Below are 14,837 nucleotides of genomic sequence, written 5' to 3' on the forward strand. Positions count from 1 at the left end.
GGGGACGGTCAACGCTTCATGAAGCTCACAACAGCGTCCCACAACGTGGACGCCAGTTCAGCCTTCGCGCCGAGAGGTATAGGGATTTCCGTACCGTCGGACCCGAGCAGCCAGCCCGAATTGTCCTCCGTGCCGAACGCTTTCCCGTCGCCGACGGCGTTGACCACCAGGAGATCCGCGCCCTTGCGCTTGAGCTTCGCGCGGGCGTGGTCGAGCACGCTACCCTGCGCGTCGCCGGTTTCCGCGGCGAATCCCACGACGACCTGCCCGGGACGCCGGTTCTGCACCAATTCGGCCAGGATGTCGGCGTTGCGGTCGAGCTCGATCACCGGGTCCGGCTGGTCGTCGGACTTCTTGATCTTGTGCTCGGCCCGGTTGGCCGGCCGGAAGTCGGCGACCGCGGCGGCCATCACGACCACGTCCGCGGAGGCGGCCGCGGCGTGCACCGCCTGCCGCAGTTCCTCCGCCGTCGAGACGTGCTCGACCGCCGCGCCCGCCGGGTCCGGGAGGGCGACCGTGTGCGCGGTGACCAGGGTGACGTCGGCGCCGCGCTGGGCGGCGACGCGGGCCAGCGCGTAGCCCTGCTTGCCGGACGAGCGGTTGCCCAGGTAGCGGACCGGGTCGAGGGGCTCGCGGGTGCCACCGGCCGAGACCACCACGCGGACGCCTTCGAGGTCGCGCGGGAGGGCCTCGGGGCGGGCCAGCAGCAGCCGGGCCAGGTCGACGATCTCGGCCGGGTTCGCCAGGCGGCCCTTGCCGGTGTCGACCCCGGTCAGCCGTCCGGAGGCCGGCTCGGTGACGACCATGCCGCGCGAGCGCAGCAGGGCCACGTTGTCGCGGGTCGCGGGGTGCTCCCACATCTCCGTGTGCATCGCCGGGAAGAAGGCGACCGGGCACCGGGCGGTGAGCAGCGTGGTGGTCAGCAGGTCGTCCGCCAGGCCGTGGGCGGCCTTGGCGAGCAGGTTCGCCGTGGCCGGCACGACCAGGACGAGGTCGGCTTCCTTGCCAACGCGGACGTGCTGGACCTCGGGCACCTCGGTGAACACGCCCGTGTGCACCGGGTGCCCGGAGAGGGCTTCGAAGGTCGCCGCGCCGACGAAGTTCAGCGCGGCTTCGGTGGGGACCACGCGGACGTCGTGACCGGATTCGGTCAGCCCGCGCAGCACCTCACAGGCCTTGTAGGCGGCGATCCCGCCGCCCACGCCCAGGACGACGCGGGGTTTACTCACCCTCGGTGTGCTCGAGCAGGCCGCCGTGGATCTCGCGCAGCGCGATCGAGAGCGGCTTCTCGCGCGGGCCCGGCTCGACGAGCGGGCCGACGTACTCGAGCAGGCCCTCGCCCAGCTGGGCGTAGTAGTCGTTGATCTGGCGGGCGCGCTTGGCCGAGTAGATCACCAGCGCGTACTTCGAGCTGACCTTCTCGAGCAGGTCGTCGATGGGCGGGTTGGTGATGCCCTCGAGCTCTTCGGTCAAGGCCACTTGGCTGGTCACTCGTGGTGCTCCACATCTTCGGAAGACTGTTCGGTAATCAAGTTTAGCAAGTGCTCAGCCGCCTCCCGCACGTCGGCGTTGACGACGCGGTGGTCGAACTCCCCCGCCGCCGCCAGCTCGCGCTCCGCTTCGGCCAGCCGGGCCTGCACGGCGGCCTCGGTTTCGGTGCCGCGCCCGGTGAGCCTGCCGACCAGTTCCTCCCACGACGGCGGCATCAGCATCACCAGCCGGGCCTCCGGCATCGCGACGCGGACCTGGCGAGCGCCCTGCAGTTCGATCTCCAGGACGGCCGGGCGGCCCTCGGCGAGCGCCTTCTCGACCGGCTCGCGCGGGGTGCCGTAGCAGTTGCCGGCGAACTCGGCCCACTCCAGCAGCCGCCCGTCGGCGACCATCGCGTCGAACTCCGCGCGGTCGACGAAGTGGTAGTGCGCCCCGTCGACTTCGCCGGGACGCGGCTTGCGCGTGGTGACCGAGACGCTGAACCAGACGTCGGGCTCGAGCTTCCGCAGCTCGCCCACCACGCTCGACTTCCCGACCCCCGAAGGCCCCGATACGACGGTGAGCCGGTGCCGGGGGAGATCCCCCGTCACCGGCTCACTGCCGCGGTCGGCGCCCCGGTTCACCGGGTAGTCACGACCGGCGCCGTTCACTCGCCGCTGAACTCGGCCAGCAGCGCCTTGCGCTGCCGGTCGCCGAGGCCGCGAAGGCGACGGCTGGGGGCGATCTCCAGTCGCTCCATGGTCTGCTGGGCGCGGACCTTGCCGACGCCGGGCAGAGCCTCGAGCAGAGCCGAAACCTTCATCTTGCCGAGGACTTCGTTCTCCTCGGCCTGCTTCAGCACGTCGACCAGAGTGGTACCGCCCCGCTTCAGCCGCTCCTTCAGCTCAGCACGGATGCGGCGGGCGGCGGCGGCCTTCTCCAGCGCCGCAGCGCGCTGTTCCTCTGTCAGCTGGGGAAGTGCCACGTTTTCCTCCGGTAGTTCTCAAAACTGGGTGGGTGACGCGACGGTACCCACCCGTGAGCACCGGCCACAATGCGGGGGTGCCTGGTGGGGGCCCGTTCCGGGCCCTGCTATTGGCCGTTTTCCTGCGGGTCGGCCAGCACTTCGGCGACCCGTTCGACCGCTTGGCGCAAAGCCGCTTGCTCCGGACCGTGCTTCAGGATGTCCCGGGACGAGGCGGGCAGCACGCCCGGCAGGGACGCACCGAACAGGGCCCGCAAATCGGCCACAGTGGCTCCCTGGGCCCCGAAACCGGGCGCCAGCACGGGACCGTTCAGCCGGGAAAGGTCGAGTTCTCCCGGCGGAACGGTGGCTCCGACGACGACACCCACATCGCCGAGCGGTTCCGCGCCTGCGTTGAGCGCCGCCACCGAGTCGACGATCGCCTGCGCGACCGTGCGCCCGTCGGGCAGCTTCGCGTTCTGCACTTCGCCCGCTTCCGGGTTCGAAGTCCGGGCAAGCACGAAGATGCCGCGCCCCGCCGAGACGGCCGTTTCGGCGCATTGGGCCAAAGAGCCGAAGCCGAGGTACGGCGAAACGGTGATCGCGTCGGCGGCGATCGCCGCACCCTCGGCGACGTACGCGGCGGTGTAGGCACCCATCGTGGAGCCGATGTCGCCCCGCTTGACGTCCAGGAGAACCAGCGCGCCGGCGTCGCGGGCGGTCGAAACCACCCGTTCCAGCACCCGGACACCGGCCGCCCCGAAACTTTCGAAGAACGCCGACTGCGGCTTCACGACGGCTGCCTGGGCCGCCAGGACCTCCGTGGCCGACAGCGCGAACCGTTCCAGGCCCGAGGCGTCCACCGGCAGCCCCCAGGCCTCGATCAGGCCCGGGTGCGGGTCGATCCCGGCGCACAGCGGGCCGCGGGCCGCGACGGCCTTGGCCAGCCGCGCCCCGAACCGCTCCCGCCCGCTCACGCCTTCGCCTTCAGCGCCGCCTGGAGCTCCTGCAGCGACTTGACCCCGATGTCGCCCCGGATCAGCGCCTCGATGCCGTGCACGGCCGCCGCGGCGCCCTGCACGGTGGTCACGCACGGGATGTCCCGCGACACCGCCGCGGTGCGGATTTCGTAGCCGTCGACGCGCGGACCGCTGTTCCCGTAGGGCGTGTTGATCACCATGTCGACGTCGCCGTTGAGGATGACGTCCACGATGTTCGGCTCGGCCTCGGTGGAACCCTCGTAGTGCTTGCGCACCACGGTGCACGGGATACCGTTGCGCCGCAGCACTTCCGCGGTGCCGGACGTGGCGAGGACCTCGAAGCCGAGGTCCGCCAGCCGCTTCACCGGGAACACCAGCGAGCGCTTGTCGCGGTTGGCGACCGAGACGAACACGCGCCCGGACGTCGGCAGCGAGCCGTACGCGCCGCTTTGGGACTTCGCGAACGCCTTGCCGAAGGAGACGTCGACACCCATCACCTCGCCGGTGGACTTCATCTCCGGGCCCAGCAGCGAGTCGACACCGTGGCCTTCCGGGGTGCGGAAGCGGTGGAAGGGCAGCACGGCTTCCTTGACCGCGACCGGCGAGTCGGCCGGCATCCGGCCGCCGTCGCCCTCGGCCGGCAGGACCCCGCTCGCGCGCAGGTCCTTGATCGTCGAGCCGGTCATGATCAGCGCGGCGGCCTTGGCCAGCGGCACCGCCGTCGCCTTGGACACGAACGGCACCGTCCGCGACGCACGCGGGTTGGCCTCCAGGACGTACAGGACGTCGTCCTTGAGCGCGTACTGGACGTTCAGGAGCCCGCGCACGCCGACACCGCGGGCGATCGCCTCGGTGGAGCGCCGGACGGCCTGCAGGTCGGTGTGGCCGAGCGTGATCGGCGGCAGCGCGCACGAGGAGTCGCCGGAGTGGATACCGGCTTCCTCGATGTGCTCCATGACGCCGCCGAGGTAGAGCTCCTCGCCGTCGAACAGCGCGTCGACGTCGATTTCGATGGCGTCGTCGAGGAACCGGTCGACGAGCACCGGGTGCTCGGGGGTGATCTCGGTGGCGCGGCTGATGTAGCCGGCCAGGGTCTCCTCGTCGTAGACGATTTCCATGCCGCGGCCGCCGAGCACGTAGGACGGCCGGACAAGCACCGGGTAGCCGATCTCGTCGGCGATCCGCTTGGCGCCGTCGAACGACGTCGCCGTGCCGTAGCGGGGGGCGGGCAGGCCGGCGTCGGTGAGCACTTCACCGAACGCGCCGCGGTCCTCGGCCAGGTGGATCGCCTCCGGCGGCGTGCCGACCACCGGGACCCCGGCGTCGGCGAGGCGCTTCGCCAGGCCCAGCGGGGTCTGGCCGCCCAGCTGGACGATCACGCCGGCGACCGTGCCGGACGCCTGCTCGGCGTGCACGACCTCGAGGACGTCCTCGAACGACAGCGGCTCGAAGTACAGCCGGTCGGAGGTGTCGTAGTCGGTGGAGACCGTTTCCGGGTTGCAGTTGACCATGACGGCCTCGAACCCGGCCTCCCGCAACGCGATCGCCGCGTGCACGCAGGAGTAGTCGAACTCGATGCCCTGCCCGATCCGGTTCGGGCCGCTGCCGAGGATGAGCACCTTCGGCTTGTCGCTCTGGACGACCACTTCGGACTGCGCGTCGGGGTCGGACTCGTAAGCCGAATAGTGGTACGGGGTCTTGGCCGCGAACTCGGCCGCGCAGGTGTCGACGGTCTTGAACACCGGCCGCACGCCGAGGCGGTGGCGCAGCGCGCGGACGCCGTCCTCGCCGGCCAGTTCCGGCCGCAGCGCGGCGATCTGCCGGTCCGACAGGCCGGTGCGCTTGGCCCGCCGCAGGAGGTCGCCGTCCAGGACCGGCGCGTCACGGACCTCGGCGCCGACCTCGCCGATGAGGGCGATCTGGTCGATGAACCACGGGTCGATGCCGGAGGCCTCGTGCACCTGCTCGACAGAGGCACCGAGCCGCAGGGCACGCTCCACTTCGTACAGCCGGCCTTCCTTCGGCGTGCGCAGCGAGTCCAAAGTAGACTCCAGCGTGACGCCTTCGGGGTCGGGCAGCGTCCAGAAGCCGGTCGCCTTGGTCTCGATCGAGCGCATCACCTTGCCGAGCGCCTCGGGGAAGCTGCGGCCGAACGACATCGCCTCGCCGACGCTCTTCATCGTCGTGGTCAGCGTGGGGTCCGCGCCCGGGAACTTCTCGAAGGCGAACCGCGGCATCTTGACGACGACGTAGTCCAAAGTGGGCTCGAACGCGGCCGGCGTCTCGCCGGTGATGTCGTTGCGGATCTCGTCCAGGGTGTAGCCGATGGCGAGCTTGGCGGCGATCTTGGCGATCGGGAAGCCGGTGGCCTTGGACGCCAGCGCACTCGACCTCGAGACACGCGGGTTCATCTCGATGACGACCATCCGGCCGTCGCGCGGGTTGATCGCGAACTGGATGTTGCAGCCACCGGTGTCGACGCCGACCTCGCGCAGCACGGCGATGCCGACGTCCCGCATCACCTGGTACTCGCGGTCGGTGAGGGTCATGGTGGGCGCGACGGTGACCGAGTCGCCGGTGTGCACGCCCATCGCGTCGATGTTTTCGATCGAGCAGACGACCACGACGTTGTCGTGCTTGTCGCGCATCAGCTCGAGCTCGTACTCCTTCCAGCCGAGCACGCTCTCCTCGATGAGCACCTCGGTGACGGGAGACTCGGCGAGGCCGGTGGAGGCGAGCCGCTCGAGGTCCTCGGGCGTGTGCGCCATGCCGGAGCCGAGGCCGCCCATGGTGAACGACGGCCGGATGACGACCGGGAGGCCGAGTTCCTTGACGGTGTCGCGGACCTCGTCCATGTCGTGGCAGACGCGGGAGCGCGGGACGTCGGCACCGACCGTGCGCACGATGTCCTTGAACTTCTGCCGGTCCTCACCCCGCTGGATGGCGTCGATGTCGGCACCGATCAGCTCGACGCCGTACTTGTCGAGCACGCCCCGCTCGTGCAGCGCGACGGCGCAGTTGAGCGCGGTCTGCCCGCCGAGGGTGGCGAGCAGCGCGTCGGGCCGCTCTTCGGCGATGACCTTCTCGACGAAGTCCGGCGTGACCGGCTCGATGTAGGTGGCGTCGGCGAACTCGGGGTCGGTCATGATGGTGGCCGGGTTCGAGTTCACCAGGGAGACGCGCAGGCCTTCGCTGCGCAGCACCCGGCAGGCCTGGGTGCCGGAGTAGTCGAACTCCGCGGCCTGCCCGATCACGATCGGCCCGGAGCCGATCACCAGCACGTGCTGGATGTCCGTCCTCTTCGGCATCAGTTTCCTTCTTTCACCAGGCGCCGCAGACCGTCGCGGAAGACCTGAAAGCTTTTGGATCGGTTGTTCTCGATGTCCATGTGGGGCGCGATCTCACGCGCCGCCCCGACCTTTTGGAGGCCCTTCTTGTGGTAGCCGTGCTTCTGCAGCGCGTGCTCCAAGCCCTCCCACGCACCGCCGGGAACGTTCTCCGGGTCGCGGAACTTGGTTTGGCTGTCCAGGCTGAGCGGCAGCCTGGGGTAAGCCGCGTTCAGCGCCGGGATGTCCCCGAGGAACCATGCTTCGAGCTCCTCGATCACGATGCGAAACAGCGTCGCCTCGCCAGGCAGTCCGGCTTCTCGAGCGATCTCGACGAGGCGGTTCTTGAGCTCGGCGCAGTCGTCGTTGTCCCGGTCGAGCAGCACGACGATGCGCAAGCCCGTTTCGGCCCAGTAGTAGGTGTAGTCACGGAGCCGGACGGGGAGCTGGCGCAGCAAATCGGTCTTGCCGTTGAAGGGGACGATCCGGAAGTCGACGCCGGGGACGATCTTCGGGAGAAGAGCTTTCAAGGCTTCTTCCGCAGACGGCTCCTCGACGAGCACTTCGAGGCGGCAGGGAGCGAGCACGGTCACGGCCGCTCCCCGAGCGGGTCGCCGAACCGGAAGTACCCCTCGGTCCACAGATCGCCGAGCGCCCCGCCGGACTCGACCATGCGGACGACCGGTGCTTCGGCGGAAGCACGTTTGGTCTCGGCGTAGCCGTCGTTCCCGCGGGCGAACGTCCAGACCTCGTCCGGGCGCAACGCGTCGACGAACCGAGGTGCGTGGGTCGCGACGATGATCTGGTCGCTTTCAGCTCCACGCGTCTCCTCGCCCAAGAGGTAATGCAGACGCGGGTGCACCTGGTTCTCCGGCTCTTCGAACAGCAGGACTGAGAGCGGGTTCCGGAGGGCCATAAGATACCCGAGCAGCAGCAAAGTCCCGTCGGAGATGTTCTCGGGCAAGATCGGCTCCGCGATCCCCTGCTCCTTCAGCCGGATGATCCAGCTCCCGTCTCCGAGCCGGGCAGGCTCGAAATCCTCCAGCCGTGGCACGTACTGACGCAATGATCGAAGGATTTCGTCCCACGCATCCGGCCGGTCGTCTTTCAGTGACCGCACCCGCATGGCGATATTGGCGCCGTTTCCGTCAAGCCCGGCGCCACGAAGCGGTCCTCTCGCCCCGGACCGCATCTGCGCGGGCGCGAGGTCCATCACTTGGATCCGCCCGACGAACCCCAGGAAAGCCGCGATGTGCGCATTGTCCGAAAGGGTCCCGAAAGTTCCCACAGCAAGCAGCCCGGGAGAGGTCAGCTCCTCCGTACGCCCTTCGAGTCCGGGACGGCGAATCGTTCCCGCGCCACGCCGGAACGACACGAGGGTCACCTGCGCAGCAGGGTTGTCGGGAGACCAGGTCAGCCGTTCTTCGGCGGCGACCGGGGCACCGTCCTCCTCATCGACGACCAACCGGTACTCGAAACGCTCACCGTCCACTCGGCAGATCAGCTCGATCTCCACCGGGCCGATGGTTTCCCGGCTGCGGAGTTCAGCCAGCCCACCGCGGTTCCCCCAGGCCGTCGTCAACCCACCGCCAAGGGCTTCACCAACAAAACCGATGGCGTCGAGCAGCGTCGACTTGCCACTTCCGTTCGGCCCGAGCAACGCCGTCACCGGCGTCAGGCCGTCCAGCTCGACGTCCCGGAGCACCCGGAAGTTCCGGATCCGGAGCCGCTCGATGCCGGTCGTGAGGGTCACGACCGCTTCTCCATGAGCGAAACGAATTCGTCGAACAGGGGCGCCGCGTCGTGGGGGCCGGCCGCGGCTTCGGGGTGGTACTGGACCGAGAACGCCGGGACGTCCAGCGCCCGGACGCCCTCGACCGTGTCGTCGTTGGGGCAGTAGTGGCTGATCTGCGCCGCGCCGAACGGGGACTCGAACCGCTGGCCCGGCTCACCTTCCAGTGCGAACCCGTGGTTCTGCGCCGTGATCGCCACCGACCTGGTGGCCACGTCGATCACCGGGATGTTGATGCCGCGGTGGCCGTAGCGCATCTTGTACGTTCCCAAGCCCAGCGCGCGGCCGAGGACCTGGTTGCCGAAGCAGATGCCGAACAGCGGGATCTCGCGCTCCAGGACCTGCTTGGTCAGCTCGGTCGCGTGCGTCGTCGTGGCCGGGTCGCCCGGGCCGTTCGACAGGAACACGCCGTCCGGCTCGACCGCCAGCAGCTCGTCCAGCGTCGACGTCGAGGGCAGCACGTGCACCTCGATGCCGCGCTTGATCATCTGGCGCGGGGTGTTGGACTTGATGCCCAGGTCCAGCGCCGCCACCCGGAAGCGCGGCTCACCGTCGGGCGAGACCACGTACGGCTGAGGCGTGGTCACCTGACCGGCCAGGTCCGCGCCTTCCATCTTCGGGCTCGCCAGCACCGATGCGACCATGTCGTCGACCGTGCCGAGCGCGTCGCCCGAGAAGACCCCCGCGCGCATCGCGCCGACCTCGCGCAGGTGACGGGTCAGCGACCGCGTGTCGACCTCGGCGATGCCGACGATCCCCTGGCGCACCAGCTCGTCGTCCAGCGAGCGCTTGGAGCGCCAGTTGGACGGCGTGCGCGCGGGGTCGCGCACCACGTAGCCGTTGACCCAGATCTTCGAGGACTCGTCGTCCTCGTCGTTCCAGCCGGTGTTGCCGATCTGCGGGGCCGTCTGCACCACGATCTGGCCGTGGTAGGACGGGTCGGTCAGCGTCTCCTGGTACCCGGTCATGCCGGTGCAGAACACCGCCTCGCCGAGGGTTCGCCCCTGCGCGCCGTAGGCAGCGCCGCGGAACACCCGGCCGTCTTCGAGTACCAGTGCGGCCTGCGCGCGCGCGTTCACTGGGCACCTCCCTTGATCTTGAGCTGTTCGATCCACTGTGGATAGTCGTCGAGGTCGTCGCCGCGGAAGCCGGTGTCGAGCTCGACGTCGCCGAGCCGCCACGTGACGACCAGCAGGGCGTCCGTGCCCATCACCTTCCCGGCGATCTTCGTGTCGCGCCGGACACCGGTGACGGCGTCCCGCGGGATCCAGAAGTCGGGCGCTCCCCCGCGTTCGACGGCGACACCGCCGTCGTGCAGCCGCCAGGAAGCCGAAGTCCGCAGCCCCGCGCCGCGGGTGACGACCCGGTTCTGCCACTCCCCCGCGAACGTCGTGGCGAGGTAGACGCCGGTGGACTCCAGCAGCACGGCACCCCGGTCCGCGGGGATTTCGGGGAACGGCGGCACCTGCACGCTCTGCGAGCGCGCCTTGCGGCGCCAGCCCGCGTACATGCCCCAGAGGCAGAGCAGGAAGAAGGCGACGATCGCCAGCACGAGCCAGAAGCGCTCCATCAGCAGATCTTCCCGTCCCGCGCGGTGGTCCGCCCGCGCAGCAGCGTCGCGGTCACCACGCCGGGCAGCCGCATTCCCTCGTACGGGGTGTTGGCCGCGATGCTGGCCAGCTCGGCGCCCCGGACGGTCCACTCGGCGTCCGGGTCGACCAGGGCCAGGTTCGCCGGCTCGCCGACCGCGATCGGACGGCCCTGGTCGGCGAGGTTGCCGATTTCGGCGGGCCGCTCGCTCAGGACGCGGGCGACGCCGCGCCAGTCGAGCAGGCCGGTGCGGACCATCGTCTCGGTCACGATCGACAGGGCCGTCTGCAGGCCGAGCATGCCCGGCCGGGCCGCGGTCCACTCGGTGTCCTTGTCCTGCACCGCGTGCGGCGCGTGGTCGGTGGCGACGCAGTCGATCACGCCTTCCGCCAGCGCGGCCCGCAGCTTTTCCGCGTCGGACTCGGTGCGCAGCGGCGGGTTCACCTTGTTCACCGGGTCGTAGGTGGCCAGGCGCTCGTCGGTGAGCAGCAGGTGGTGCGGCGTGACCTCGGCCGACACCTTCGTGCCGCGGTCCTTCGCCCAGCGCAGCACGTCCGCGGTGCCCGACGTCGAGACGTGGCAGACGTGCAGCCGGGCGTTCGCGTGCAGCGCGAGGAGGCAGTCGCGGGCCACGATGGACTCCTCCGCCGCGGCGGGCCAGCCGGTGTAGCCGAGCCGGGCCGCGCGCTCGCCCTCGTGGGCTTGCGCGCCGACGGTCAGCCGCGGCTCCTCCGCGTGCTGCGCGATGACGACGTCGAGCGCGGTCGAGTACTCCAGCGCGCGGCGCATCAGCAGCGGGTCGGCGACGCAGAGGCCGTCGTCGGAGAACACCTTCACCCGCGCCTGCGAGTTCGCCATCGTGCCCAGCTCGGCGAGCTTCTCGCCCTTGAGCCCGACGGTGACCGCGCCGACCGGGTGGACGTCGACCAGGCCGACCTCCTGGCCGCGCCGCCAGACGTGGTCGACGATCACGGCGTTGTCGGCGACCGGGTCGGTGTTGGCCATGGCGAACACCGCGGTGTAGCCGCCGAGCGCCGCCGCGGCCGAGCCGGTGTCGATGGTCTCGGTGTCCTCGCGGCCGGGTTCGCGCAGGTGGGTGTGCAGGTCGACGAAGCCCGGCAGCAGCACCTGGCCGTTCGCCTCGATGACTTCCGCGTCCTCGGGGACGTCGACGGCGCCGATCGCGGTGATCACGCCGTCCTCGATGAGGACGTCGACGGGGTCGCCTTCGCCGTAGGGCCGGGCGCCCTTGATCACGGTGCTCACGCGGCGGCTCCTTCGCTGGCCAGCAGGTGGTAGAGGACCGCCATGCGCACGTGGACGCCGTTGCGGACCTGTTCGGTGATGGCCGACGCCGGGGAGTCGGCGACCGCCGAAGCGATCTCCATCCCGCGCAGCATCGGGCCGGGGTGCAGCACGACCGCGTGGTTCGGCAGCAGCTTCTGACGCCGTTCCGAGAGGCCGTACGCGATGGAGTACTCCCGCGCGGACGGGAAGAAACCTCCGTGCATGCGTTCGGCCTGCACGCGCAGCATCATCACCGCGTCCACGGCGGGCAGCTCGGCGTCGAGATCGTGCGAAACGGTCACCGGAAGGCTTTCGACACCGTAAGGCAGCAACGTCGGCGGTGCGACGAGCACGACTTCGGCGCCCAGGGCCGAGAGCAGGTGGATGTTCGAGCGGGCGACCCGGCTGTGCAGGACGTCCCCGACGATCGCGATGCGACGGTCCTTGAGCGACCCGAGTCGCTCCCGCAGGGTGGCCGCGTCGAGCAGCGCCTGCGTCGGGTGCTCGTGGGTGCCGTCACCGGCGTTGACGACCGAGGTGCCCGGCTCGGCCAGCCAGCCGGCCAGGCGCTGGGCGGCGCCGCTGGCGGGGTGCCGGACGATCACGCAGTCGGCACCCGCGGCGGCCAGCGTCAGCGCGGTGTCCCGCAGCGACTCCCCCTTGTTCACCGAGGAGCTGGAGGCGGAGACGTTGATCACGTCCGCGCTCATCCACTTCCCGGCGATCTCGAACGACACCCGGGTGCGGGTCGAGTTCTCGTAGAACAGGGTGATCACCGTGCGGCCGCGCAGCGTCGGCAGCTTCTTGACCTCCCGGCCGAGCAGCGTGTGCTTGAGCTCGTCGGCGGTGTCGAGCACGGCCGTGGCCAGCGCCGGGTCCAGGCCGTCGGTGGCGAGCAGGTGCTTCACGAGTCCTCTCCAGCAGCAGTGTCCGACGGGCCGCTTTCCGATGGACGCAGCAGGACCGCGTCGCGGCCGTCGATCTCGGCCAGCAGGACGGACACGCCCTCGGTGCGGGCGGTCGGCACGTTCTTGCCCACGTAGTCGGCGCGGATCGGCAGCTCGCGGTGACCGCGGTCGACCAGGACGGCCAGCTGCACCGCGCGGGGACGGCCGTGATCACGCAGGGCATCGAGCGCGGCCCGGATGGTCCGGCCGGAGAAGAGCACGTCGTCGACCAGGATCACGACGCGGTCGTCGATGCCGTCGGCGGGCAGCTGCGTCTGCTCGAGCGCGCGCGGCGGGCGGCGGCGGAGGTCGTCCCGGTACAGGGTGACGTCGAGGGCGCCGGTGGGCGGGCGGACGCCGGAGAACTCGCCGATCTTGTCGGCCAGGCGGACGGCCAGGGGGGTGCCGCGGCTGGGAATCCCGAGCAACACGGGCGGGGTAGTGCTCTCCGCACCGTTCGCGGTCTTTTCGATGACCTGATGGGCCATTCGGGCGATCGTGCGCGCGACATCGCCGGCCGTCAGGAGCTCTCGCTCCCCGGCCGAACCAGCCGCGTCACGCGGGCGTGACGACAAACCGGACTCCTTCCCCGCCTCACCGGACGGGTCCTTAAAGGACGTCTGTTCCCCTGCTGGTCGGGGCTTTCCCACCGACAGTAGCAGGGACTTTGCTCAGTCTTCCGGGTGGTGTGAGGTGATTCGCGACAAGCTCGCGCTTGACCTGGTGACAACAATGCGTAACCATTACTCTGAGTATTCGACTCAGCGAGTCCCCCGGCCCGGTCACCCCGACCGGGAGGGGGTGAAGAACGGAGAACGACCAGATGGGCGATTACGCCAAGGCGCTCGGGGCCAAGCTCCGCGGGATCCGCCAGCAGCAGGGCCTGTCCCTGCACGGGGTCGAGCAGAAGTCCGGTGGGCGCTGGAAGGCCGTCGTCGTCGGCTCGTACGAGCGTGGCGACCGCGCCGTCACCGTGCAGAAGCTGGCCGAGCTGGCCGACTTCTACGGTGTGCCGGTGGTCGAGCTGCTGCCCGAGGGCCGGGTCCCCTCCGGTGCCGAGCCCGCCACCAAGATCGTGATCAACCTGGAGCGCCTGCAGCAGCTGCCGGCCGAGAAGGTGGGCCCGCTCGCCCGCTACGCGGCGACGATCCAGAGCCAGCGCGGCGACTACAACGGCAAGGTGCTCTCGATCCGCACCGAGGACCTGCGGTCCCTGGCCATCATCTACGACATGACCCCTGGCGAGCTGACCGAGCAGCTCATCGACTGGGGCGTCCTGCCGCCGGAGGCGCGTCCTTCCAAGGAGGACTGATTCCGGGTGGTGCGGTACCGACGCAGTGAGCGTCCCTCGGTGGGGCACCGGAGACGCTCACTGATTCGTCGGGGGGCTCGTTCGGGGGCGAGCCTGCCCCGCGGTCACCTGACCGGGGTGCACTACAGAACGGCGCGCAGGCGGTCGGCGATCGTGCCGATCCGGCCCAGGACGCCGTTGACGAACCGCGGCGAGTCGTCCGTGGACAGTTCCTTCGCCAGGCCGACGGCCTCGTCGATCGCGACCGGGTCCGGCACGTCCTCGGCCCAGAGCAGCTCGTAGACCCCGACCCGCAGCACCGCGAGGTCGACCTTCGGCATCCGCTCCAGGGTCCAGCCCTGCGCGTGCTCGGCCAGCAGCTCGTCGATCCGGGCCTTCCGGCCGGTCACGCCCTCGACCAGGCTGATCGTGTAGTCCGCGATCGGGTCGACGTCCGTCGCGCCGACCCGGTCGGCCAGCAGCGTCACCGCGTCGGTGTCGCGCTGCGCGGCCTCGTACAGCATTTCCACCGCGCGGCGGCGCGCCTGACGGCGGCTGATCGCGCCGCCGCGGTTCGGGTGGGGTTTCGACGTCGGCATCAGCTGGAGACGCGGCCCAGGTAACGGCCGTCGCGGGTGTCGACCTTGATCTTCTCGCCGGTCGACAGGAACAGCGGGACCTGGATCTCCGCGCCGGTCTCCAGCGTCGCCGGCTTGGTGCCGCCGGTGGAGCGGTCGCCCTGCAGGCCCGGGTCGGTGTGCTGGACGACCAGCTCGACCGACGTCGGCAGCTCGACGTACAGCGGCTCGTTCTCGTGCACCGCGACCTGGACCTCGGTGTTCTCGAGCATGTAGTTGGCGTTGTCGCCGACGACCTCGGCCGGGACGGTGATCTGGTCGTAGGTGTCACCGTCCATGAACACGAAGTCCTGACCCTCCTTGTAGAGGTAGGTCATGTTCCGGCGGTCCACCGTGGCCGTCTCGACCTTCGTGCCCGCGTTGAACGTCTTGTCGACCACCTTGCCGGTGAGCACGTGCTTGAGCGTGGTGCGCACGAAGGCGCCACCCTTGCCCGGCTTGACGTGCTGGAACGCGGTGACGGTCCAGAGCTGGCCGTCCAGGTTGAGGACGAGCCCGTTCTTCAGGTCGTTGGTCGTGGCCACGAGCTTGCAGTCTCCTGTGTCGAATCTT

16 protein-coding genes are annotated in these 14,837 nt (G+C 70.1%); 1 reads left to right on the top strand and 15 read right to left on the bottom strand.

Features of this window, described 5'->3' with window-relative positions; translation table 11 throughout:
• Positions 1-8 precede the first annotated feature (8 nt).
• From coaBC to pyrR, 13 genes are all read right to left on the bottom strand, one after another.
• Positions 9-1,229: a bifunctional phosphopantothenoylcysteine decarboxylase/phosphopantothenate--cysteine ligase CoaBC gene (coaBC, locus tag IE317_RS39425; protein ID WP_191316474.1), complete on the bottom strand. Its 1,221-nt coding sequence runs from the start codon at positions 1,227-1,229 to the stop codon at positions 9-11.
• On the bottom strand, positions 1,222-1,491 hold the full coding sequence (rpoZ, locus tag IE317_RS39430) for a DNA-directed RNA polymerase subunit omega (RefSeq protein ID WP_072480291.1): 270 nt from the start codon (positions 1,489-1,491) through the stop codon (positions 1,222-1,224). Before rpoZ ends, coaBC begins: the two co-directional genes overlap by 8 nt.
• A complete protein-coding gene (gene gmk / locus IE317_RS39435; protein ID WP_191316475.1) occupies positions 1,488-2,141 on the bottom strand; it encodes a guanylate kinase in 654 nt (217 codons plus the stop codon). Before gmk ends, rpoZ begins: the two co-directional genes overlap by 4 nt.
• Positions 2,138-2,455: an integration host factor, actinobacterial type gene (gene mihF, locus IE317_RS39440; RefSeq protein ID WP_003096398.1), complete on the bottom strand. Its 318-nt coding sequence runs from the start codon at positions 2,453-2,455 to the stop codon at positions 2,138-2,140. Before mihF ends, gmk begins: the two co-directional genes overlap by 4 nt.
• A 107-nt stretch (positions 2,456-2,562) precedes the next feature.
• Positions 2,563-3,411 carry an orotidine-5'-phosphate decarboxylase gene (gene pyrF, locus IE317_RS39445; RefSeq protein WP_191316476.1) on the bottom strand — a complete coding sequence of 283 codons (849 nt, stop codon included), beginning with the start codon at positions 3,409-3,411 and terminating at the stop codon, positions 2,563-2,565.
• Positions 3,408-6,722, bottom strand: coding sequence for a carbamoyl-phosphate synthase large subunit (carB, locus tag IE317_RS39450; RefSeq protein ID WP_191316477.1), 3,315 nt, complete (start codon positions 6,720-6,722; stop codon positions 3,408-3,410). The genes pyrF and carB overlap by 4 nt, the downstream gene beginning before the upstream one ends.
• Positions 6,722-7,333, bottom strand: coding sequence for a DUF4276 family protein (locus IE317_RS39455; protein ID WP_229903157.1), 612 nt, complete (start codon positions 7,331-7,333; stop codon positions 6,722-6,724). Before IE317_RS39455 ends, carB begins: the two co-directional genes overlap by 1 nt.
• Complete coding sequence (locus IE317_RS39460) at positions 7,330-8,493, bottom strand: AAA family ATPase (RefSeq protein ID WP_191316478.1); 1,164 nt, start codon at positions 8,491-8,493, stop codon at positions 7,330-7,332. Before IE317_RS39460 ends, IE317_RS39455 begins: the two co-directional genes overlap by 4 nt.
• A complete protein-coding gene (gene carA, locus IE317_RS39465) occupies positions 8,490-9,611 on the bottom strand; it encodes a glutamine-hydrolyzing carbamoyl-phosphate synthase small subunit (RefSeq protein ID WP_191316479.1) in 1,122 nt (373 codons plus the stop codon). Before carA ends, IE317_RS39460 begins: the two co-directional genes overlap by 4 nt.
• Complete coding sequence (locus tag IE317_RS39470; RefSeq protein ID WP_191316480.1) at positions 9,608-10,102, bottom strand: PH-like domain-containing protein; 495 nt, start codon at positions 10,100-10,102, stop codon at positions 9,608-9,610. Before IE317_RS39470 ends, carA begins: the two co-directional genes overlap by 4 nt.
• On the bottom strand, positions 10,102-11,388 hold the full coding sequence (locus IE317_RS39475; protein WP_191316481.1) for a dihydroorotase: 1,287 nt from the start codon (positions 11,386-11,388) through the stop codon (positions 10,102-10,104). Before IE317_RS39475 ends, IE317_RS39470 begins: the two co-directional genes overlap by 1 nt.
• The gene (locus IE317_RS39480; RefSeq protein ID WP_191316482.1) at positions 11,385-12,317 is read right to left on the bottom strand and encodes an aspartate carbamoyltransferase catalytic subunit; all 933 of its coding nucleotides are present in this window, start codon (positions 12,315-12,317) and stop codon (positions 11,385-11,387) included. Before IE317_RS39480 ends, IE317_RS39475 begins: the two co-directional genes overlap by 4 nt.
• On the bottom strand, positions 12,314-12,931 hold the full coding sequence (pyrR, locus tag IE317_RS39485; protein ID WP_191316483.1) for a bifunctional pyr operon transcriptional regulator/uracil phosphoribosyltransferase PyrR: 618 nt from the start codon (positions 12,929-12,931) through the stop codon (positions 12,314-12,316). Before pyrR ends, IE317_RS39480 begins: the two co-directional genes overlap by 4 nt.
• Positions 12,932-13,179: 248 nt before the next feature.
• Here pyrR and bldD point away from each other — a divergent pair, with 248 nt between their 5' ends.
• On the top strand, positions 13,180-13,668 hold the full coding sequence (gene bldD, locus IE317_RS39490) for a transcriptional regulator BldD (protein WP_003096372.1): 489 nt from the start codon (positions 13,180-13,182) through the stop codon (positions 13,666-13,668).
• A gap of 122 nt (positions 13,669-13,790) precedes the next feature.
• On the opposite strand, the gene nusB is transcribed toward bldD, so the two are convergent.
• The gene (gene nusB / locus IE317_RS39495) at positions 13,791-14,246 is read right to left on the bottom strand and encodes a transcription antitermination factor NusB (RefSeq protein ID WP_003096361.1); all 456 of its coding nucleotides are present in this window, start codon (positions 14,244-14,246) and stop codon (positions 13,791-13,793) included.
• Positions 14,246-14,809, bottom strand: a complete 564-nt coding sequence (gene efp / locus IE317_RS39500; protein ID WP_191316484.1) for an elongation factor P — start codon at positions 14,807-14,809, stop codon at positions 14,246-14,248. Before efp ends, nusB begins: the two co-directional genes overlap by 1 nt.
• Positions 14,810-14,837: the final 28 nt, after the last annotated feature.

Source organism: Amycolatopsis bullii (assembly GCF_014654205.1).
GTDB lineage: Bacteria > Actinomycetota > Actinomycetes > Mycobacteriales > Pseudonocardiaceae > Amycolatopsis > Amycolatopsis plumensis.